Origin of the sequence: Paenibacillus sp. cl6col (genome assembly GCF_900102125.1) — a bacterium.
In the GTDB taxonomy this organism is placed as follows: Bacteria; Bacillota; Bacilli; order Paenibacillales; family Paenibacillaceae; genus Paenibacillus_B; species Paenibacillus_B suaedae.
In genome coordinates, this window is sequence record NZ_FNAZ01000012.1 from 42,653 (window position 1) to 65,552 (window position 22,900).

The 22,900-nt window shown below is 48.8% G+C and carries 16 protein-coding genes; 5 read left to right on the plus strand and 11 right to left on the minus strand.

Translation table 11 applies throughout. The features are described from left to right. Window positions 1-42: 42 nt before the first annotated feature. The 4 genes from BLS15_RS24540 to BLS15_RS24560 all read right to left on the minus strand — a co-directional run bounded on the left by BLS15_RS24540 (window position 43) and on the right by BLS15_RS24560 (window position 5,487). Window positions 43-1,422 (minus strand): sugar porter family MFS transporter, encoded by a 1,380-nt coding sequence (locus BLS15_RS24540; RefSeq protein ID WP_021257378.1) that lies wholly within the window; start codon window positions 1,420-1,422, stop codon window positions 43-45. A gap of 211 nt (window positions 1,423-1,633) precedes the next feature. After that, a complete protein-coding gene (locus BLS15_RS24550; protein WP_028533313.1) occupies window positions 1,634-3,004 on the minus strand; it encodes an AraC family transcriptional regulator in 1,371 nt (456 codons plus the stop codon). Between the two features lie 45 nt (window positions 3,005-3,049). Further along, entirely contained in the window at window positions 3,050-4,525 is a 1,476-nt protein-coding gene (locus BLS15_RS24555; RefSeq protein WP_231515175.1) for a sensor histidine kinase, read from the minus strand. Continuing rightward, entirely contained in the window at window positions 4,522-5,487 is a 966-nt protein-coding gene (locus BLS15_RS24560; protein WP_021257381.1) for a substrate-binding domain-containing protein, read from the minus strand. Before BLS15_RS24560 ends, BLS15_RS24555 begins: the two co-directional genes overlap by 4 nt. Before the next feature lie 287 nt (window positions 5,488-5,774). On the opposite strand from BLS15_RS24560, the gene BLS15_RS24565 reads away from it, so the two are divergent. From BLS15_RS24565 to BLS15_RS24575, 3 genes are read left to right on the plus strand one after another with little or no spacing between them, the layout of a single operon-like run. After that, entirely contained in the window at window positions 5,775-7,085 is a 1,311-nt protein-coding gene (locus tag BLS15_RS24565) for an efflux RND transporter periplasmic adaptor subunit (RefSeq protein ID WP_028533311.1), read from the plus strand. After that, window positions 7,082-7,867, plus strand: coding sequence for an ABC transporter ATP-binding protein (locus BLS15_RS24570; RefSeq protein WP_269321459.1), 786 nt, complete (start codon window positions 7,082-7,084; stop codon window positions 7,865-7,867). The genes BLS15_RS24565 and BLS15_RS24570 overlap by 4 nt, the downstream gene beginning before the upstream one ends. Further along, entirely contained in the window at window positions 7,809-8,993 is a 1,185-nt protein-coding gene (locus tag BLS15_RS24575; RefSeq protein WP_036592662.1) for an ABC transporter permease, read from the plus strand. The genes BLS15_RS24570 and BLS15_RS24575 overlap by 59 nt, the downstream gene beginning before the upstream one ends. Before the next feature lie 136 nt (window positions 8,994-9,129). Here the strand turns inward: BLS15_RS24575 and BLS15_RS24580 are convergent, their stop codons facing one another. Then, entirely contained in the window at window positions 9,130-9,768 is a 639-nt protein-coding gene (locus BLS15_RS24580) for a class I SAM-dependent methyltransferase (RefSeq protein ID WP_254777405.1), read from the minus strand. Window positions 9,769-9,834: 66 nt separating this feature from the next. Beyond that, window positions 9,835-10,557 carry a GGDEF domain-containing protein gene (locus tag BLS15_RS24585; protein WP_021257386.1) on the minus strand — a complete coding sequence of 241 codons (723 nt, stop codon included), beginning with the start codon at window positions 10,555-10,557 and terminating at the stop codon, window positions 9,835-9,837. 182 nt (window positions 10,558-10,739) lie between these two features. Here BLS15_RS24585 and BLS15_RS24590 point away from each other — a divergent pair, with 182 nt between their 5' ends. Beyond that, on the plus strand, window positions 10,740-11,765 hold the full coding sequence (locus BLS15_RS24590) for a phosphotransferase (RefSeq protein WP_021257387.1): 1,026 nt from the start codon (window positions 10,740-10,742) through the stop codon (window positions 11,763-11,765). Window positions 11,766-11,840: 75 nt separating this feature from the next. Here the strand turns inward: BLS15_RS24590 and BLS15_RS24595 are convergent, their stop codons facing one another. The 5 genes from BLS15_RS24595 to BLS15_RS24615 all read right to left on the minus strand — a co-directional run bounded on the left by BLS15_RS24595 (window position 11,841) and on the right by BLS15_RS24615 (window position 19,426). Beyond that, entirely contained in the window at window positions 11,841-12,695 is an 855-nt protein-coding gene (locus BLS15_RS24595) for a diguanylate cyclase domain-containing protein (protein ID WP_021257388.1), read from the minus strand. Further along, the gene (locus BLS15_RS24600) at window positions 12,676-14,784 is read right to left on the minus strand and encodes a cellulose biosynthesis cyclic di-GMP-binding regulatory protein BcsB (protein WP_021257389.1); all 2,109 of its coding nucleotides are present in this window, start codon (window positions 14,782-14,784) and stop codon (window positions 12,676-12,678) included. The genes BLS15_RS24595 and BLS15_RS24600 overlap by 20 nt, the downstream gene beginning before the upstream one ends. A 290-nt stretch (window positions 14,785-15,074) precedes the next feature. Further along, complete coding sequence (locus BLS15_RS24605; protein ID WP_021257390.1) at window positions 15,075-16,325, minus strand: glycosyltransferase family 2 protein; 1,251 nt, start codon at window positions 16,323-16,325, stop codon at window positions 15,075-15,077. A gap of 10 nt (window positions 16,326-16,335) precedes the next feature. Then, window positions 16,336-17,880 (minus strand): hypothetical protein, encoded by a 1,545-nt coding sequence (locus BLS15_RS24610; RefSeq protein ID WP_028533306.1) that lies wholly within the window; start codon window positions 17,878-17,880, stop codon window positions 16,336-16,338. A 1-nt stretch (window position 17,881) separates the two neighbouring features. Beyond that, the gene (locus BLS15_RS24615) at window positions 17,882-19,426 is read right to left on the minus strand and encodes a glycan biosynthesis hexose transferase WsfD (protein WP_021257392.1); all 1,545 of its coding nucleotides are present in this window, start codon (window positions 19,424-19,426) and stop codon (window positions 17,882-17,884) included. 461 nt (window positions 19,427-19,887) lie between these two features. Here BLS15_RS24615 and BLS15_RS24620 point away from each other — a divergent pair, with 461 nt between their 5' ends. After that, the gene (locus BLS15_RS24620; RefSeq protein WP_090514253.1) at window positions 19,888-22,815 is read left to right on the plus strand and encodes a DEAD/DEAH box helicase; all 2,928 of its coding nucleotides are present in this window, start codon (window positions 19,888-19,890) and stop codon (window positions 22,813-22,815) included. Window positions 22,816-22,900: the final 85 nt, after the last annotated feature.

Below are 22,900 nucleotides of genomic sequence, written 5' to 3' on the forward strand. Positions count from 1 at the left end.
CGGAAAACAGAGTGGTTCTATAAGATGCAACAATCTCTACGATTAAGCCTTGGACTGCGTCCACATGTTCTCGATCTCCTCCAGCGATTTCCCCTTTGTCTCGGGGACGACACGCCAACTAAAGAGGACGGTGAACACCGCCAGTATGCCGAATATCCAGAAGGTAATGGCTGGCCCTGCGGAACTAAGCAGCGGCGGGAACGACTGGGACACGATATAATCTGCTACCCACAGCATCATGGATGCAATCGCCGTAGCCTTGCCACGAATATGGTTCGGGAAGATTTCAGACATCACGACCCAGACTACTGGACCAAGCGATATCGCAAAGGCAGCAACGTACACCAGAATACAGATAAGCACCAGCATTCCAGAGGTATGACCTGTATGGAACGCAAACCCGATCACAAGCAAGCATATCGCCATCAGGGATGATCCGACGATCAATAATGCCTTACGGCCGACCTTGTCGATCAACCACAATGCCAGAATCGTGAACACGAAGTTGATGAAACCGACGAGAATCGTTTGAATCAATGCACCATTCGTTCCAGCACCTGCTTGCTTGAAGATTTCCGGTGCATAATACATAACTGCGTTAATACCTGTTACCTGCTGAAGCACGGCCAGCACGACACCAACAATGAGTGCCAAACGAAGACCTGGCTTGAATAGATCCGAGAGCGAACCCTTTTCATGCTTGAACGTTTCCTTAATGTCCAATACTTCTTTGCGTGCCAGCTCATCGCCGTGGATTTTGCATAGGATTGGCAGAGACTCGGCTGCCCGCCCCTGGGTAATCAACCATCTTGGACTCTCTGGTACGAAGAACAGGAGAACCAAGAACAGTACGCCCGGAATAACTCCTACACCGAACATCCAGCGCCATGCATTCTCCACGCCCCAAGCGTGATCACCTGCGCCAGCGATGCCCAAGTTAACAAAATAGACGAGGAAAATACCTGTTACAACCGCTAGCTGATTCAAAGCAACGAGTCGGCCTCGATACTTCGCAGGCGCGATCTCCGCATTATAGAGCGGGCAGAGTGTAGATGTAATACCAATTCCGAGACCACCAACAATGCGAGCACTGATATAACCCGAGAATGTTGCTGGAATTGCAGAACCTGCTGTACCAACAATGAACAGCAGTGCAGCTGCGATAAGCACCTTTTTTCGGCCGAACTTGTCAGCCAGTATGCCTGTGCTTGCCGCCCCGACGATACATCCTACAATTAAGCTGGATACTGCCCAGCCGACTTGAAATTCGGACAGACCGAACTTCTCTTTCATGAAACCGATTGCACCAGAGACAACAGCAGTGTCAAATCCAAACAGCAAGCCTCCGAGTGCGGCTACAATCGATACGAGCGTAACATACTTCATATTTATTTGATTGTGTTCGCCTTGTTGCGTACTCATAATTTTATACCCCTTTGAGTAAAATCAATGAAGACTGGAGCTTCATTATAACATTCAGCTTGTCCGATCATGACGATGAAACCCTTCACTTCTTTGCGGATCATCAGCATAATATCGTTCCCTGCTCGCACGGATTCCAAACATTGGCCACAAACTAGCACATTCTTGTCTTGGAGGACAAAAAAGTCCATGCCGACATATGGGCATGGACTTAGTTCTCCGTACTTCGATATTCGGTTGGCGTTACGCCCGTTACCTTCTTGAACACACGGCTGAAGTAGTTCGGATCTTTGTAGCCGACCATATAGCACACTTCCTTCAGGCTGAATTGCCCATCCAAGATGAGTGCCTTCGCTTTATCAATCCGCAGCCGCGTGACATAATCAATGAACGTTTCTCCTGTCTGCTGCTTGAATACTTTGCTGAAATAATGCGGATTCAAGTGGACATGGTCCGCTACTTCCTCCAAAGACAATTCTTCCTGATATCGCTCTACGATGTATGCAGCAGCACGATCGACTACATTCCATGTCTGCTGTTCACGTTCCTCCCGGATACGCTTAATTGCATGCTCTACATACGCTCCCTCAGCAGATGTTCCTCGTTCAACCCGATCATCAGGCAGCCAAGAAGCATTACTTGCAGGCAGTTGCAGTTCCTCGAATCGGCATAGACTCCCCCACGAACTTGGATACGTCGAGGCAAACACTGCTTCATAATAGGAACGCCGTATTCCTTCAACGTGCCGCTGAAGCGTCCCAACTCCGACCGTAACTTCAAGACCGCATTGTCTGCGCAAAGCTGCGATAAGCTCTGATCCGATGCCCTGCACTTCCTCTTGCATAGAACCAGCCTCTGCCGTTCCCTTGCCCAAAATAAAAACAGCCATATGTTCATGCACAATCGGACTGACGATCCAGCTGTGTCTCTCCTTTACCTGCTCCTTCAATATACTCTTCGATACGTCGACCGCGAGCTGCTTCTCGTCTTCGTATGATTGGCCCGCAGCAGACTTCATTCCATTCATCGCAACCACTAGCGCATACCCTCGATCGAGCGACAGCTCCAAAATATCAGCAAGCTGCAAGGCGTCTGCCTTATGAACTTGATCCGCCATTAAGGCAAGGGCAAGCTCCGTCTCAGCCATGGGAAGCAGTTGATAAAATTTATCCCGAATGGCAAGTTGCTCGTCACGCTTCCTGCACTCATCCCGAATCTCGTCAACTAGACGCTGTAGTACAGCTACAATTTGATCTCGCTTTGCGGGCTTCACCAAGTATTCCTTCACTCCAAGAGAAAGTGCCTGCTGCGCGTAATCGAAATATTCATACGCAGTAACGAGCACCATTTTGACGAGTGGATGGCGTTCCTTAATCTCCTTCAGGGCATCCAATCCCTGTATGCCTGGCATTCGGACATCCATCATGACGATATGAGGGCGATGCTCGTCAGCCTTCTGAATTGCTGTACGACCATTGTCTGCATGAATAACTTCGAAGGTATCCGGCATCATTTTCGTAATAATCCACTCCAAGCCCTCCCGCTCTAATGCCTCATCATCAGCAATTAGCAATCGATACATGTTCTCCCTCCTTTCTGATTCACATGTTAGTAAGGATACCTCCAATTATCGAGGATTCATTATCCTGCCAATATCCTGTTGCCCCTTGTGATTCTCCTTGTCCGGTATTCGAATCAATACGGTTGTGCCCCCTCCGGGCTCGCTCTGAATATCCACCAGATCGGTTCTGCCATAGTACAGTTCTAATCGTCTAAATACATTGTACGTTCCAAGTCCTGTAGATTGTCCCCCTGATCGGGAATCTGCTGGTTCTGCATCCATGCGAAGCAGGGCGCTGCGCGTCTCTTCCGTCATGCCGCTGCCATTGTCTGCAATCGAGATTCGCACCTCGCTCGGTACACGTTCAATGGACAAGGTTACAACCGCTCCTATTTCCATGCCTTCAATGCCATGAACAAATACATTTTCCAAAATCGGCTGCAGGGTAAGCACAGGAACGAGCACGTCCAAGGCTGCTTCATCAATGTGGGTAACAAACTGGATTCGATCACGGAATCTAGCCTGCTGAATCGTGAAATACTCCTTTGCTTGCTCCACTTCATCTCGGAGCGGTACAGGCTGATCCAGCTTGCGCAGATTATAGCGGAGCAAGTTAGACATCGACACAGTTAAATCGCTAGTTCGTTCCGCACCTTCTAACAAGGCAAGCTTGGCAAGCACATTAAGAGAGTTGAACAGAAAGTGCGGGTTCATTTGATTTTGCAGCGCCTTGAGCTCCAATTCCTTCACGAGCCGATCCTTCTCCAAGTTCGCCTTATCCTTCTCAATCAACTGCAGAAGATCATCCTGCATGCGCCCGAACGCTTCAGACAGCATACGAATTTCACTGCTGCCCTCCACTTGTGGAGGCTTCGTCTGCAAGTTGCCGCGGGAAATTGCTCTCGCTGCATGAACCAGCTTCTTAATTGGCTCGGTAATGCCTAGCGATAGCCAATAGGCAAGCATGATACTTAGCAGCGTATTGATAATAAAAAGTCCGATTCCCCATCGATTCATCGCTTCTGTGTGCGTGAAGATCTGCCGGTAGAAGGGCTGATAATAACGAAGCTCCGCATCAATCAATTGATGCCCTTCTTCTCGGATGAACCCTGCCGTCGCTTCCAGTTCCTCATACAGCGGCACATAACGCAGAGAGCTCGGTTCCCCCCACGCCTTTAGCACACCTGCTTCCTCTTCGATATACGTGTTCAGCAGATTGCGATAATTACGCACGTCCGCTCCGGCGGATGGAGCATTCGTTTTTTGCTCCGTCAATTGATCTCTCATCAACTTCAGACTATGAGCCTCACGAAGATACTCTTCGCGCGATCGATCGCTTTGATCTAACAAATAGATGTTCAAGGCACGCAGATTGCTGTCGGTTTGGGTTGCAATTTGCCTGTACATCAATACCCGCTCCAGCATGACATTATAGCTTTGCTGTACGGTTCTTCCACTCTGGAAGACGAAAAAGGAGACGCCATTGCTCAAGACGAGCAGCGCCGGAATGAAAATCAATAGCTTTTTCCGTATATTCATCATTGTTCCAAAACCTTAGTACTTGTATATTGAGTTGCTGCGTACGGCTCGCCCGCAAAAATTTGCTGCAGAATGGATACTGCTTCGGCGCCAATCTCCCTTGGCTGCTGCACGAGCGTTGCTACGATGTCTCCGTGAGCAATCGCACGCCTAGTTGCCTCTACATCATCGAAGCCAAATACGTTAATCTTCCCCTTATTCGCAGCTTGCAATCCCTCTACAATCCCTGCGGCATCCCACGCACTAAACCCGATAATCGTTCGTATATCCGGATGCTCGCTCAGCATAAGCTTCGTCTGCTTCGCTGCCTCGATGCGAGATATATTCGATGAACGCACGTCTACGATCTCATAGCCTGAAGCCTTATCGATGATGGATCTGAATCCCTCCAGCCGCTTCCGTTGATTGTCAGCCAGTTCGCTGCCTAAGATGATGCCTATTTTCCCTTTGTATGCTGAGCCATGAACGACCAATTCACCCATTTGTACACCAGCCGCCCGATTATCTGTTCCGACATAAGCGAACCGTCTGCTGTCCGGTGCATCGGAATCCACCGTTATAACCGGAATGCCTTGATCCATTGCTCTGCCTACGAGTTCATCGTATCGTGGCTCATTGATTCCCTGTGTCAAAATGGCATCCGGCTTGGAGGCAATGGCCTTGGCCAGCAACCTCATCTGCTCCGACGGGTTAATGCGTATGGGTCCGGTATATTCGATTTCCATATCCCGCTGTGCAGCTGCTTCCTTCGCCCCCTGCTCCACCGTGCTCCAGAAGGGATTATCCAGCTCTTGGGCAATGAGCACCACATGCTTAAGCGATTGCTGCTGCCCTGCGTCTGTACCCGTCTCCAGCTGCCCAACTAGACGTTCGATTGCAAGTGTGGAAGACAAGAATCGAACAATCACATAACCGAATATAGCTGCAAGGACGATCAGGCCTATGATCCACTTTCGTTTTGCCATGATGCCCCCTCGATGTCTGCATTGAAATATAGGCTCTATTATACTGATCTCACTGTGAAAATGAAAATGAGGCTCATCACTACATTACCCCCTGCTTTATTGGCAGCTTCTAGCCGCTCCACTTCCTCCACAATGTAGTCTGTTATTCCACTTTCAGCGTTTATTCAGCTAATGCTCAGTTTTTACTCAGTGTGCTTTAATGGACCATTCATCTATGGTAAGTACCCTAAGTTCAGCGGGCACAACGATTGAATGCCCAACAGAACCGGTAAAGGTGGATAGAGACGATGAAGAAATGGGTGTATGTGGCAGGGATTCTGCTTGTAGCAGGTGCAGCCACCGCTGTGTATTTGACCCAGCGGCCGGCAGAACAGCCTTCAGCTGCTAATTTGCCAACAAGAACCGTACAAGCAAGTAAGGGGAACATGGAAACAAAGGTATCCGGATCTGGAGCCGTTAGCGTGTCGGAGGTGAACAACGTCAAGGCTGGCTATAAAGGTACGATCAGCAAAATCAACTTCAAAGTAGGTGATCAAGTAAAAAAAGGCCAGACGCTTGTTGTATTCAAAAAGACAGACAACTCAGAGCGAATCAAGCAAACGGAGTTGTCGCTTAAAAAGCAGCAATTGCAAATGCAGCAGCTTCAGAAGCAGTACAAGGAGGCACCTGAGGAGAACCGGGAGTCCATTCAGGTGAACATGGAATCCCTCGACTTGGAAATCGAGCAAAATGAATCTACACTCGCCAGCCTCCAGGCCGAAGAAGCAGAGAATCACGATGTAGTTGCTCCAACTGCAGGGACAATTAAGGAGAGCCAGATTGAAACAGGCAATGATGTGAATGAAAATACCGTAGTCGCGGTCATCGCCGACTATACCAAACTCGAATTTATCATGTCAGCTGACGAGCTCGATATTCCATCGATTCAATCCGGACAGTCAGCGCAAGTTACACTCAATGCCTTCCCCAACCAACAATTTACTGGAAAAATCACTTCAATTGGAAAAGAGGGCAACAGCAACAATGGTGTCGCTACTTATGAGGTCGGCATCAGCCTAACCAAGCCGGATGGCGTCCTCGCCGGCATGTCCGGTCAAGCGGAAATCGTTACCCAGTCTAAGAAGGATGTCGTGCTCGTTCCCGTCGACGCTGTTATCGCGATGGGCAGCAAGCATTTTGTGCGTGTGCCTAGCGATGCTGAGAGTCCCCCCACCACGACGAACGATGGCAAGGATACTACTCGCGGACAAGACAACGCCGAAGGAGCAGATAAGCAAGATAGCAAGGCGATCAATCAGCGGAATGCAGGCAATGGGAATACAAGAAACAATGGACGTGTGGGTATGGGACAAGCAATGGGCGGCACACTTAAGGAAGTCGTCGTTGGGATTAGCAACGACACTTATGCCGAAATCACATCCGGGCTTCAAGCTGGTGATGCTGTCTTAATTGCCACCCCACAAGGCAAGGCAGGCAGCGGTAGCAGTACCACCGAGCAAAGACAGCGCCAGAATGGAATGGGCTTTGGCGGTGGTGGGTTCCCTGGGGGAGCGAGCTTCCAGGGCGGCTCGATGGGAAGCAGAGGCGGTCGCCAATGAAGCAGCTTGCCAATACTGCCAATGTCATGGCAAACATGTCTAATAATCAAAGCATCATCTCCATTTGTAACGTTAAGAAGTCATATCGAATGGGATCGGAAGAGGTCAATATTCTCCAAGGCGTCAATCTCGATATTCAGTATGGCGATTTTGTAGCCATTATTGGCCCTTCTGGATCAGGGAAGTCGACGTTGATGAACGTCATTGGCTGTCTGGATACGCCAAGTGAAGGAAGTTATACGCTGGATGGAGTAGAAGTAAGCCGCCTGAGCGACAACAAGCTTGCAGACATTCGCAATCATAAGATCGGATTTATCTTTCAAAGTTTCCACCTGCTCCCTAAGCTGACTGCCATTGAAAATGTTGAGCTGCCTCTCATCTACCGTGGATTAAGCAATAAAGAGAGACGGGAAGCAGCACTGCAGGCACTGCAGCAGGTGGGCTTGGAGGATAGGATTGGGCATCGGCCAAGCGAGCTATCCGGCGGGCAGCAGCAGCGAGTAGCCATCGCTCGCGCATTGGCCGCACACCCTCCCATCCTGCTTGCAGATGAACCAACTGGGGCATTGGATACGAAGACGGGACACGAGGTGCTCGAACTGATCGATAAGCTCAATCAAGAAGGACATACGATCGTGCTCATCACTCACGACATGGAGGTCGCTGCTCGAGCGAAGAGGGTTGTCTTCATGAATGACGGCATCCTGACCGAAGAAAGGGGGAATGGGCGTGAAGCTGTCGCAAGGATTCAAAATGTCATGGCACAGTATCCGTTCCAATAAGCTGCGCACCTTCCTATCTATGCTGGGGATATTAATTGGTGTAGCTACCGTTATTTCCTTAATGGCCATGGGCCAAGGCTCTTCCAATGCAGTCGAGCAATCCCTGCAAAGCCTGGGAACGAATCAGTTGTCCGTGAACATTATGGGTCGAGGCAGCCAAACGACATTAACTTTGGAGGATGCCATCCATCTCGCAGATGATATACCGGATATCGAGGGCTTGGCTCCTATCGTATCTGGGAGTGCGACCGTCAAGAACGGGACGACCGAATCTGCATCCGTGACTGTAGAAGGCATTACACCAGAATATGAGCAGGTGAAGGACTTCAAAAATCAGAGCGGACGCTATATCGTGCCGCTTGACGTCACAGGCTATTCCCGAGTGGCCCTGCTTGGCGTAGATACGGCAGATGAATTATTCAAGGGAGCAGATCCCATCGGGCAAACGATACTGCTCGATGGCGCTCGATTCAAAGTCGTGGGCGTGCTGGAGTCTAAGGGAAGCTCGCTCGGCGGATCGAATGACGAGAAGGTTCTCATCCCTATTACAACGGCGCAGCGAATGTTTCAATCGGCCGGCGTTCGCTCCGTCAACATTAAGGTTGCTCAGGAAGAACGCATGAGCGTGGTCGTCGACCAGCTGAATGAGAAGCTGACGAAGCTGTTCCGCGGCAATACGAACAGCTTCAATATTTTCAACCAGCAGGATGTCAAGGAGACGATGAGCTCGATCACGAAGACGCTGTCAACAATGATGGCAGGTGTCGCTGGCATCTCCCTCATTATCGGGGGAATTGGGATAATGAATATCATGCTGGTATCTGTCACGGAGCGTACGCGGGAAATCGGCATTCGCAAATCGCTCGGTGCCAAGAAACGCGATATTTTACTGCAATTTCTCATTGAATCGGTTGTTCTTAGTGGACTGGGCGGATTGACTGGGATTGGGCTCGCCTATGGCGCCTGTTTTGCCATGACCCATTTCTTGTCCGTTGCTACCGCCATCCAAGTCGATATCGTCATCTACGCATTTGCTTTCTCCGCGATCATCGGCATCGTGTTCGGCATATTCCCTGCCAACAAAGCAGCTTCCTTGAAGCCTGTAGAAGCTTTGCGGCATGATTGAATTAATACTGAAATGATGGACAGCATAGCTTGCAGTCCGATCAACAAGAAAGACAGCCTGATCCCTTTAAGGATAACAGGCTGTCTCTATTTTAAGGTTAAGAAGTATCACGAATCAAGACCACCCCTCGATGCTGCTACGGTCTCGCCCACACAACGTGCAACATATCGAGCCAGTAACTCTCTTCCCGTTCAATCTTGATGTCCGCGCCGCGAATCATATCCATGATGCTGCGTGTATGATGGCAGCCCGTAAAGCGATATAGCAGTGGATTGAGCGTCTTCTGCACCGCAGATACAGCCGCCTTCGAGCTGATCCCATGCTCCATTAGCAGCAGCTTGCCGTCGGGTTTGCACCAGCGACGCATGTTGCGCAGCACCATCATCGGATTCTGGTAGCTGCACATGGATAGCGTGGAGATAACCGTATCGAAAGATTGCTCAGGGAAATTCAATTCTTCCGTATCCGAGCATATGAAATTGACATTCAACCGGTAATGTTCCGCCGCCTTCCTCGCCTTATCCAGCATACCCTCACTGAAGTCAGTAGCGGTAATACTCACACCTGAAGGGTAGTATGGAAAGTTGGCTCCTGCTCCAACTGCAATTTCAAGCACGTCCCCTGCTGCGCTGCCGATTAGTTTCTCTCTCCATTTTCGCTGCTTCGGATCTTCGCGGCGCTTATCGTATTGAGCAGCTTGTTTATCAAAGATACGGACTAGTTTTGTCTTCTCCAACTGATTGCCCCTCCATTGCTCCGTATCGCTTGCAAACATGCTTGTCCACCAAGCGAGGTCGATGTCGTGTAGAAGACAATACGAGGAACACCGTCTGTTGTTTCACTATTTTTCCATTACACATCGGCGTGATGACGCCTCTTCGCAATGTCCATTTGATAGAGTCGCAGTTCGCTTCCGATGGGCATCCGACTTGCTCTGGCGCTTATTCCATAGCATCTGCTGATCCGCAATGTCCACCAGTTCATTCAGACTTATGCCTTGACTTGGGAATGTTGAGCAGCCTATGGAGATAGACAACGGTGTCTGCTGGTAACTCGTCGGAAGCTGAATGTGGGATAGCAAGGTATGCTGAACAATATGCACTTCCTTATCATCCGCACAAGGAACCATAATAACGAACTCATCTCCGCCCCAGCGCGCAACCCGCTTGCCGGGAATTTTCATTTGCAGCAGCTGACTGCTTACCTTCTTCAGCATCGTGTCACCGACATGATGACCATAACTATCGTTAATCGTCTTAAAGTTATCGATGTCGATGAAATAGACAGCCACTTTGTGATTGGCTTTGATTGATTTCTTGGACATTGCACGGAACAGGCGCAATGCTGCCGGGCGGGTGTGCGTCCTCGTTAACGGATCCGTATCACGTTCGTATCGTAATCGATCGATGTACTTGCCAACTTGCCACGAGAATAACAGGGCCAAAGCTGACATGACCACGACCAAATAATGATTTAGACCATTTAGCGACAAATACATATGCAGCGGCAAAGCCGCTAGCAAAGTCACTGCAGTCAACAACATTCTGCCTTTTCGTGTCTCCATACTCCACCTCGGAATCTCATTATCCAACATTATATTCCAGCTTGCTGAACATTTACTGAACAATCTTCAAGAGAGCCCCAATCGAAAGGCGCACTCGCCTATGTCCACTTCTAGTTCCTCGAATACACTGACGATAGACATTCCTTGCGTGAAATGTATAAGGACAGGGGGACATCGAAGAAGTGGCTCGTCGGTTATCTAAGTTTCAATTTCATACGATTACGAGGCAATATGGGTTGCATCTAAGGAAAGTTAAATCATATCGTTCCCTGTATAAATCCACGGCAGCATACCGGGCTTCTACAGAGGAAGGGATATTCGCCATTAAACCCTTTTATAAATCCAAGGTGATAACCAAGCTGACGACGAAGCAGCAAATGATCCGAATTTCGGCTTATGTGAAGATGCTTCAGGAACAGAGCTATCCTCATCTCCCCCGTTGGCTGTCCACATCGACCGGGAGAATGTGGGTGAGCCGCCGTGGCAGGCCGTACTACATGATGGAATGGGTAGAGGGGAATCGACCACAGCATGCTCAGGACTTCGAGCAGTTGGGCAGGGCCTTAGCTGTACTTCATACTTGCTGCCAAGGAATTCTCCCTCCAACACCTCTCGTTACGCATAAGGTAGTACAGCATCTATTCCAGCAAGACGCTGCATTTCGCCGCCAGCTTCCGGTACTGCGCAGAAGCGGAAGAAGGGCATCTTGGTTCAGGACATACGGCACGCAATGTACAGAGCTTGCTGCAGAAGCACAAGGCATCATCAACAACATGGAAATACAACAGCTCTTAAATGAGGAGACCTATCGACCCACACTAATTCATGGTGATATCACTTCTCCGAATGTCATCATGAGCCCGAACGGACTTTATCTCATCGACTGGGATCAAGTAAGAATCGATTCTGCTTATTATGAGATTACGAAAACATTGTTCAACACCACTCATTTCAACCTTGCCCACATAGAGGCCCTATTGCAGGGATATGGGCAAGTGAAGCCTTGGACACCACCTGAACGATTGTTACTGAGCGCCCTATACCGTTGCCCGCTTGAAGCATGGATCGCAGCAAGGACAGTATCGGCAAGCCGTTCAATTCTTTTGCAGCGCATATTGACGCGAACCTGGAACGAGCGGATGGCTGCCATTCAATGGATAGATGAATGGGCTAGAAACACTGACAACGAGGGACAGAACGGAGAATAATAAAAAATCCATCCACCTGACTACGGTGGATGGATTTGATCCAAGGCCGGATGCCCCTATGGCTTTCTGATCCCTTTATACATCGTACTCCATCTGCTTTCTTGCTTGCGTTATGAATTCCAGCGGCGTGGATACCGTCTCAGGAGAATATTCCAAGGCTCCCACGGTAAGATTCAGCTCGATCTTGTATTTGCCAGCCAATTCTACGTCATTGAAGGAGGCAACTTTCTCCTTCAACCGCTCGATGACCACATTGGCGCCGTCACGGTCGGTAAACAACAGCAGGCCCCATGTCGGATTATCCGTATTCAGCATGTATAGCGAGTCATTCATACGTATGCTTGTCTCACTAAGCTTGGACACACCATAGATCATTTCCGACATTTGCTCCTCGCTTACCATTCGCTTCAGCTCGTCCCAATATCTCACTTGCACGACAAGCAGCGTCAGCGGAATATGATAACGCGTAGAGAGAGCCATAAATACCTTGGCATCTTTTTGGAACGAGCGGCTATTTTTCAAGTCCGTGCTTTCGTCCATCGTCGCCAGAGATGCATTTATCCGTTTCAGCTGTTCGTTCTCCGTCTGCAATCTTCGATTGCCGAGTGTAAGCATGGCACTAACTACGGTAAAGGCTGGCGTCATGATAAGCCAGAAATAATTATGAGCCCCAACGACCCCACCTTCCACGACAGTCTGATACAACGTAAACGTCCCGTATCCGAACAGGAACACAATATTCAGAACTAACCCCGTTGTCACACTCGTAAAGTACGTAACGATCGCGATAAGAAAGGCCACATTCAGCAAAATTATGTTCAGGATGTAGCGATTCGGCTCACCCACCGTAAATGCAATGCATACGAAGCTCAGCAAAAACCATAGCAAGAAGGCGCCGTCCGACAGGAGACTACTTTGATTCCGTTTCATCGCCAGCCCCCCGTTTCTTGCGGTATTTGCGAATCATGAAAATGAGGGATACGAGCACGAGCAAGCCGATAAGCATTGCGGCCACCATGAAGCCCAGAACGTCCCCACGCTGCAGAACCTGCTCCACAATCGAGGAAGATTGCTGTTCCGCCTGCTTCTTGAAGCGGAAGGCGTGGATGTCGCCGTCCTTGTTCGTGGCTACGCCATCTCCATATATTCTCCACTTCGCATTATCACTGGCGAGCAGTTTGGAGGCCAAATAATCATATTCGGTGCTCGGTCCACTAATAGCAAGCAAGCCTCGGCCTGCTTCAAACGGAGATTCGATGATCTGAAGCGTACCTAAACGCTTGCCGTAATCCGCGTCCACGCTCATCTTTTCATTGGAGGTAAACCCTTCTCCGTTTGCTCCATATTTAAAATACAATTTATCATTATTATCCCGAATGACTTTATTATTGTTATAGCTGCCAATTGCGATCACGTTATGAGCCTTCAAGTCAGAAGCAGCTGCGCTATCCTCAAAGAACCGGACTTCGCCTGCATTGCCCTCCGCATATTGGCCAAGAAGATTGAACACATTCGCCAGCGACTGATACGTATACATATCTGGATTTTTCGGCATCACAACCGCAACTTGATTGAAGCTGCCGTCACGAAGGAATGGGTTCGGATAGCTGTCGAACAGCAGCTCTGTCTTATCTTTCGTTTTCAGCTGCAGTACCGAATCCTTCGTAATGAATGCCCAGGGCATCTCATCCTGCGGCTCCATGCACACAACATTCCGAAGCTCCAAATCAAATGCAACCGTGACTGTAAAGTTACCCGTTACATCTAAATTTTTCGGAATCGGCAGGGTTAATGTATCCTTGTTGGCTAAATCCATATTCAGCTTCTTGCTGCCGATTGGCGTGTTGTTAATGAGCACCGTAACCATGGAGCGATCAAAATCAAGATTGGTCGCATACCGCATGTCCAGGTGGATTTTACTCGCCTCGGCAATCGTGCGGTTGGCCGGAAGCGATATGAAGTATGATTTCTCTTGATGCATCCAGCCTTTCAGCTTATCGCCATTGTCCGTAAGCTTCATGTCCCTGCTAATGGTGACTTCAGGTGTCGTAACATCCGTATCGCCCGATACCATTTTCGTATCCCCGTCCAACTGCTTGACCAGCTCTTGATTTGCCAGCAATCGTCCTGCCTTCACCAGCATGGCAGGATCCTGAGAAGTAACGACAAGAGTAGGCTGTGTACCCGTCCGAATCACGCGGATCACCGCAGCTTGCGCGACATCTACATTGCCCAGCTCACTCTTCCAAGCCTCCGGCAGTTGATCGTACAATGCCACAGCCACAACTGCTGTTTTCCCCTTCAAGGCATCAGCATCGAATGCATACATCGGAATTTGTTTTTGCTTCAGTCGATTTTGCTTCGCGAATCCTGATAATGCATATACGGCAGCCTCCAGTTCAGCTGGCTTGCTATTCTTCGGGATCGCTATCGCGTTACGTTCATCACTAACCGTATCCATGCCTATAAAATGACGGTTAAAATCGCGAATGCTCGGCTTAATCGCCTCACTCGTATATCGAATGGAGGCGCCTGACGTCGCAAACAGCTGCAGCCAGTTGTCACGCTTCTCCGACGGCATACAAATTTGATTTGCATCCGTAGTGACAATATAACCTTCGATCGTCAGCGTGTTATTCCCTTTCACCAGCAGTTCCTTCGGAACGGATACCGTAAGGCGACGCTTTGGATCATTGCTGACGTCAGGACGAAAGGAATGAAACTTTTTCCCGTTCAATGACAGCGTCACGCTTGACCGTTCTCTTTTCGTCAAAGGCGACGCCTTATAATCTACATGAATCTTAACTTCATCAACCTTCCAATACTCCTCAGTCTGGAAGTTGAACTGTCTGGAGGACATAATCCCGGACAAAGATGTGTCCGCACTTGAAAATGTCTCTTCATACGTACTCAGTTGAGCAGAGCCCAATGCGGGAGCCACAGCTGCCGAGGCCTGTCCAAGCTGTCCGAATAACAAGGACAAGCAAGTCATGCCGACTACGATCCACCGTTTATTCACAAGCTTCTCTCCTGTCTTTTCTTATAAATGAGTATTCCGTAATCGAACGAGTTCCTATATAAATGCCTGATCAAATGGTCGAAATACTGCGTGATCAAAATGGTCGATTTTCAGCACCGAGAAGGTTGCTTGAACTCGAAGCCGATGCTTCCGAAGAGAGTTTTGCTTTGCAAAACTTGTAAGGAGCAGCGGAATGTAGGGCGAACTACATGAGCAGCGGACTTCGAGAGTGAATGCAAGATTCGATGCCGAGTTACTTCCTGAGATACTGCGTGATCAAAATCGACCTTCTAAAAGCGTTCTGTTTTGTACCACTTGACTTCTCGCTTGAATAATAAATCCTTCACATAGTTATAGAGCCCATAAGCGGCTACGACCATCCACATCTGGCAATACGATACATACATCAGCATAATGATCCACAGATTGGAGAGCACCATCTCCCCTTTTTCCGTGATCAACGTAATATAGGTACCTAAGATGAACAGCGTGATGGCCAGCAGCCATAAGAAGGAACTGAAGCCAGCTATCGTCGTATGTACGTAGCCTAAAGCATGTAAGATGAGCAAGATGTCGGACATGACCAATGAGGTAAGCAGCAAAAAGTAAATCGATAAAAAATATAGGATATCAAAACGGATATTTCTTGCCTTGCGGTCAAAAAGCAGCGGGATGTTTTTGATGATGACGTAAATATTCCCCTTCGCCCAGCGTGTTCGCTGCTTGAACCATACCTTTACCGTCTGCGGCTCTTGCTCCCATGTTACAGATTTCGGCTGGAACTTAATTCGATAACCCATCATGTAAATGCGAAAGCTAATTTCCGTATCCTCCGCAATCGCCTTCACGTCCCAGCCGCCTATGCTCTCCACGATACTCCGCCGCATAATGAAGTTCGTCCCCGGAATCGTGCACAGCTTGAATAGCTTCCATCGTCCTGCCTGAGCCATCCATTGGAATGACAGCGTCTCGATGTTAATAAAGCGCGTAAGCAGGTTCGTGTTGCGGTTGCGGGTACGGAACTTGCCGATAACCGCACCGAGTGTATCGTCGTTCGTAATCTCTGCTACCAGATAGCGTAGAGCCGTCTTCTCTGGCGTATTGTCTGCATCGTAGATGGCAATCAATTCGCCTCGGCTCTGCTTGAATCCGATATTAAGCGCGTTAGATTTGCCTTTCCCACCTGTCACCGCATCCGTGTTGATGATAATCAGATTGCGGCCGTCATGCTTGCGCTGCAAATTGCCCAGCAGCTCGCTGCTGTTATCCGATGAATTATCATTGATAACGATAATCTCGTATCGATCATGAGGATAATCCAGCGCCAATAGCGACTCCACCGTCTTCGTGATGACCTTCCCTTCATTATGGGCGGGCACCATGATGGAGACGAATGGCGCCTCGCCCTTAATTTCCGGCACTTCCTCGTTCTCGATCTTGATGTAGTACAAGTATCCTGCAATGATCAGGACGACGTTGACGAGCAAGAGCGACCAAATACAGATAACCGCTATGAGCATTAAAATATCTGCAGTCGTCATGGCTATCTCCTTATTTGTAATATTTGCGCTTGTACAGTCGTTTACCCACGATGAGAAACCCTGTGAATGCAATAAGCGTCAGTACGATAATGACAATAAAAATTTTGTTCTGTACATTGAACAACGTCTCGAAGCTCTTCACTTCTTTTTCCTTATATACATAATCCGAGCTTACCTTCTTGATCACGACATCCAAGTTTACACCCTGTCCGTTAATGGTCACACTACCGCTCCGAGACATAATGATGCTGTTGGGGGTACGAACGGTATGGGAGGCGTGTTTATAATCAGAAAATGTTATCCAGCTGCTCTGCAATTGCTCTATGATGTCGTCCAGCTTCTCTTCTGTATCGGGAAAGTCAAAGGTTAATGCGGTATTCATAGGCATTGCAGGCATGAAAGTTCCGGAATGACCGAATTGCTCTAAAAATCCAGGCTGCATGCTGAATGCGGAGAACGGGAATGCCTTGGACTCATTCGTCTGAATTCTGTACTTCAACGTCTTATTTGGAAACAACACGACCGAGTCCGTAAAGCTCATGCCCTCTTCCGCATATCTTTGGTCATAGGTCCAATAGAAGTCCGCTCCAAGTCCCAATGGTGCAATCCCATAGTCTGCAAGCACGTCAATGAACCCTTCCATCTTCCCCTTTAATGTCGTATCGCTTAGATTGACCGTTGAGGCTACGACTGGAGCATTTGCAATAATGCTTCCATTGCGGGATTGAACATATTTCAGTGTTTCCATATATCGCTTCATTGCCGGATAATCGGTATTCATGAATACCGGCTGCACACTTGCGATGAACGGAATTCCCGCCTCGTACATCCGGTCGGCAAGCCGCTCCAGCAGCTGCAGGTCGGAGAACGGATATACTTCCTTGAAAATAACGTAGCTGCGCGCCTCTTCTGCATTGCCCAGCCAGTCCTTCAACAAATGCGACATTGCCAGTTCACTGATATTGCCCCGCTCGAAATAAGCTGCATAACCGTAGCGGCCGTTTCGCACTCCATAAGGGAACTCGGACGGAGCGCCTGCTGGGCTCAGGCTCCCGTAATGAGTACCCGCTGCATGCTCGATAATGGTCACTTGCTCGGTACGAATTGCATCTTGAACCAGGCGATTAATAGCGATTCGAATTGGGCCAGGCACTCCACTGTGAACGCGAAGCTCTAAGCTTGCGGTCACCGCTGCAGGGACTCTCGTACCAATGTGCAAGTAGTCCCCTCGATACTGTTCGACATCCTGAAGAAAATCCTGATTCGATTCATTCAGATCAGTCAGATTGTGAATCCCTATCACCTTCGCATAAGCGTCCATCTGCCCCCGCTGATAATGGTCAGAACGAACGAGCGTAACCTGCACGCCATAGGATGCCAGCAGGCGCTGCATTGCCTCGACATTTCCCTCTCTCGTTGTCCCTTTGTCCAAGCTATCGTAGATAAGCAGCACCTTAGAGGCCGCTTGCTCTGCTGCGTGAATGGTCATAGGCATCCCACACCCAAGCAGTAGCAGCAATGCAAGCATGTATACAAATAATTTCCTTTGGATCACGTTACATCACCACCTTGGCCCCCTCATGTGCATGAGTGCCGGTATCAGAAGTAAGCAGTGCAGAATCTTCATCCTGCCTGCTCCATAAGCGTCTGCGTATGGCGTCAGACACCGTTACAAACGTGACAAGGTCGAACACCGCCGTAAACACAAATTCATGCTTCGCCAAATCGGCATCCCCCGCACCAATAATGGACACCGCAATTCCCGACAATCCCATCAAAATCATGATAAAGATAAAGGAGAATCGGATCATGCGCCGTATTTGCTTGGCCCTTGCAGCCGCAACAAAGGAAGGCATGTACAATCCGGCAATAAGCACAATCCACAAAATCACAAAGCCGAATGTTTTCGGTGCCATTTTTGCCTTCAGGATACTGTAGCCGGAGAAAAACGTCGTCTGCGCACGGAATGGCTTTCCAACCGATATTTCATAATTCCCCATTGCCGGAGGACGAATTTTGAATGCGCTCTTGGCCGCCAAATCCAGCATGTCGATAGCTTTAGAAGGATGAGTTACATAATAGCCAAGAATCGATACAAATCCGTATTTGTTGTAGAACTGATTTTCTAGAATTTCAGAATCTACATCTACTGTTGTGTACAGCTCGTAATAAATACTTTTGTTCAGTATGGCGTACTGCTTGTCCATATTGAATTGTTCCAATGTAGATTCCGGATCATCGGATCCCATCAATATCCCCCGCGTCATCGCATGATATTGGTTGATGTTCACGAACTCCTTCGGTATAAGCGTGTAGGTGCCAATACCAGCCAGAAGCAAAAGCACGAGCGTTGAAGACATCAATACCCGGAATGTTCTTCCTTTCCGAATAAAGATGAGGAAGATGCCAAATATGCCGAGAATGATGCCGAGAGGCGCATTCTGTTGTTTACTTGTCGTCAACAGCAGTCCGCTGGCCAACAGCACACCCATCATGACATAGTCATTGTATCGATTGCGATAGATGAGCAGCCCTGAGGCGAACACAAAGATCAGCATAATAAACACGATGCTCTCCCCAAAGAAGGAGTTAAAGTAAGCGGTATATGCGGTATCACCGAATAGAAATATCGCGATTATCGAAATCGGGTATGCGTACTTGGAAGGAACCTTCCACGTTAAGCTCTCCACGAGCAAATATACGGCAACGATATACAGCACCACGAATATGGCAGCTTGGAAGCGGATATCGAATACATCTGGATTAAATAATTGATTGAGCCAAATAGCCGCTTTGATAAATATGGACTGGGAAGAGAATAAGGTTGCCGCATTCTCGTTGTAGTATTGGAATATTCCATATTCCTTAATAAAATATCCAAAATACTGACTGTAGTAATCGGGTGCGTTGAAGTACAGGCCATTGCTGTAGAGAATTCGGAAATAGTCGCCGTTATCTGCCATTCCGATATAAGGGGGAACAAATAATGCAATACAAGTAATGATGAATACTCCCGCGGCAGCAAGCAGTGCCGGCGAGACATATCGGCGCAGGGACTCGAGCCTCTGACCGATTTTCAGCTTCAACCATGTGCCCGCCATCGGGTCGGCCTCCTTTTCCTATATTCAACTCAAAAAAAATGAGTCTATAGCCTTATAATTAAACTGCGTGAGATGAGTCTCAAGAAAGTATAATCGCTATTACATTCGACAGGTGACATCCATATCCCTAGGTGATTTGAGGGATATTTTGTATTTTCTGAAAACAATATTTTCACCGTAGCCCCTATTATACATGCCTACAGACATCCTGTCAGTGGTGTCAACTTTCCATAATTGGCTCTATTACGCCTTTAACGTAATTACTGACCATAATATATACCCTAACTCCCATCTTACCAATCGGCACTGAATATATTCTTAATTTCGACTACAATCGCATAGTTCCAAAGTCCTGTTGTTTCTTTTTTATTGCTTTCTGTTATCATATAGCTATCGACATACACGAACATGCGTTCACTTTATATATACTCATCTCACATATAGAAAGGAGAGCAGTGACTATGAATATGGAGTCGGGGAATGATCAGCTAGCCCAGCGAATACTCGGTTTATTTGACGATACTCCACTGAAATCAAGCCGTGTCCGCCCCTTATTCGATACCAGACAGCCGCTTGACGTAGAAATCACCTGCTTCCCGGTTTCATCAGGCAACGAGCAAGCCTTTTTGGCCGTTGAAATGAGGGTCGGGCCGCAGCGACGATATATCGTAAAGCATATTCGCGAATTGCTGCGGTGCATCGACCGCGGAGAATGCTATGTATTTTCAAGGCATTTCTCCTATGATCCGTCACTGCACTGCTTTCGTCCCGAGCATTTTGCCGTTATCCAACAGTTGATCGCGATTTACCGCAACGAAAATGTCTACCGGCACATGCCGCATTCCGCCATTCTTGCCAGGCAGGGCAACGATGAACGGATGCTGCTCATCCCCCCTTATTCGTGGGACGCCCTACTACCTGCCCTTCAACAAGCTCCTTCTGTGCTCCTTGCGCATGACGGATCAACATTTGAGGGACTTTCAGTTATAGATGAGCCTCTTCCAATACAGTTCAGGCTAGATGAGGCGGAAAAAGATGCCTACTGCATTGATGTACAAGGATTAGAACAAGTGACAGTGCTGGAGAGCTACGGAGCTGTCATCGCCAACGGGGCCTTTATTCCAACCCCGATTGAGCAATGCAAGCGGCTCTCCGACCTTAAGAAGACATTGGGCAGCGGTCGCCAGCAACGGATTCTTATATCACCTAATCAGATCGGTCCAATTATGGACAAGGTGGTTCCGGGCTTGCAAAAGCTCGGCAGCGTACGCGTAGCGCAAGCGATAGCAGATCGAGTCGTGCAGCCGGAACTGCAGGCGAAGCTGTATCTTGATCGCATTCGAGATCGCCTGCTTGCGGGGTTGGAATTCCACTACGGAGATATCTCCATTAATCCACTGGATCCGAATCGACACAAGCATACAGAGAATCGGATTCTGATGCGGAATACGGAAAAAGAGCAGCGAATACTAGAAATTATGGAGCAATCGCCCTTTGTAAAGACGGAAGGCGGATACTTCTTGGATGATGAGGATGCCGAATATAATTTCATGTATCATGTCGTTCCCCAACTGCAGCGAATCCTGCACATCTATGCAACATCAGCCGTAAAGGAGAGATTGTTCATCCCGAACGCTCCTCCCAAAATCTCAGTCAATGTGGACGAACGTATCGATTGGCTTGAATTCAAGTTTGAGATGGATGGAATATCAGAAGCAGAAATACGAAGGCTGCTCAAAGCAATCGAGGAAAAACGGCGCTACTATCGAATGGCAAACGGCGCGCTCATGCCGCTTGAAAGCGAACAGTTCCAAGAGATCATTCGCTTCATGAATGAGGTGGGCCTTCGTCAGGGGGAGGCTTCAGGAGCAGAGTTCCGTATCCCTGTTATGCGCGGGCTGCATCTTATCGACTCTCAGGGAGAGCGGCAAGCCGTACGATTCGGCAGATCCTTCCGCAAGCTGCTGGAGAATTTGCGCAACCCGGATCATTTGGAATTCCCCGTCCCGGACAGTCTGGTTCATGTGCTTCGGGAATATCAGGCATATGGGTTCCAGTGGCTGAAGACACTTGCCCACTATCACTTCGGCGGTATTCTGGCGGATGATATGGGCCTTGGCAAGACCTTGCAAAGCATCGCCTTCATGGTGTCTGTTCTACCGGACATTCAAAAGCGGCAGCTTCCTGCGCTCGTCGTCTGCCCAGCGTCGCTCATGTATAATTGGCGTAACGAATTCATGCGCTTCGCGCCATCGGTTCGCACCATCATTGCTGACGGGAATAAGGCGGAACGCATCCGCAAGCTGAATCATCTTGAGCGCGTCGATGTTATCATTACGTCCTACCCGCTGCTGCGCAGAGATATTGAATGGTACGCCAAGCACTCTTTCCACACGCTCATTCTGGATGAAGCGCAAGCGTTCAAAAATTACACGACTCAGACGGCCCAGTCTGTGAAGGCTCTCCAAGCCGAGTACTGCTTCGCACTTACCGGAACGCCAGTAGAGAATTCGCTGGAGGAGCTATGGTCCATTTACGATGCTGTGTTTCCCGGATTGTTCCCTGGGAGAAAGGAGTTCACCGACCTTCCGCGTGACGTCGTAGCGAAGCGCTCCCGCCCGTTCCTGCTGCGGAGATTGAAGACAGATGTATTGCAGGAACTGCCGGAGAAGATCGAATCCCTTCAGGCATCAGAGCTGCTGCCTGAGCAGAAGAAGTTGTATATCGCATACTTAGCCAAACTGCAGAAGGATGCCTTGAAGCATCTGGATGAAGATGGGTTCCAGAAGAGTCGAATCAAAATTTTGGCTGGGATTACAAGGCTTCGTCAGCTCTGCTGCCACCCTGGCTTGTTCATGGAAGACTATACTGGAAGCTCTGCAAAGTTCGAACAGCTGCTGGAGATTATCGCAGAAGCAAGAGAGGCTGGCAGAAGACCGCTTATCTTCTCCCAGTTCACAGAGATGCTCGCACTGATCAAACGAGAGCTGGCGGAACAAGGAGTGTCCTACTTCTACTTGGACGGACAGACGCCGAGCGCTGAGCGGGTGGAGCTGTGCAGCCGATTCAATGCAGGTGAGCGCGATCTGTTCTTAGCCTCCTTGAAGGCAGGAGGTACAGGATTGAACTTGACCGGTGCAGATACCGTTATTCTGTACGACCTCTGGTGGAATCCTGCCGTAGAGCAGCAAGCAGCCGATCGCGCCCACCGGATTGGGCAGAAGCAGGTTGTGCAGGTCATCCGCCTTGTTGCACAAGGAACGGTTGAGGACAAGATGTATGAGATTCAACAGCGGAAGAAGAACTTAATCGAAGAGGTCATCCAGCCGGGAGAAGAAGCGATATCTGCCCTAACCGAGCAGGATATCCGTGATATCTTGAATCTATAGAGGCAGCTGCTCGAATCTATAGAGCTATCAGTTCGATTATATAAAAGCACCCGCTACTGATATAAAACGAATTAGCCCCTAGCTG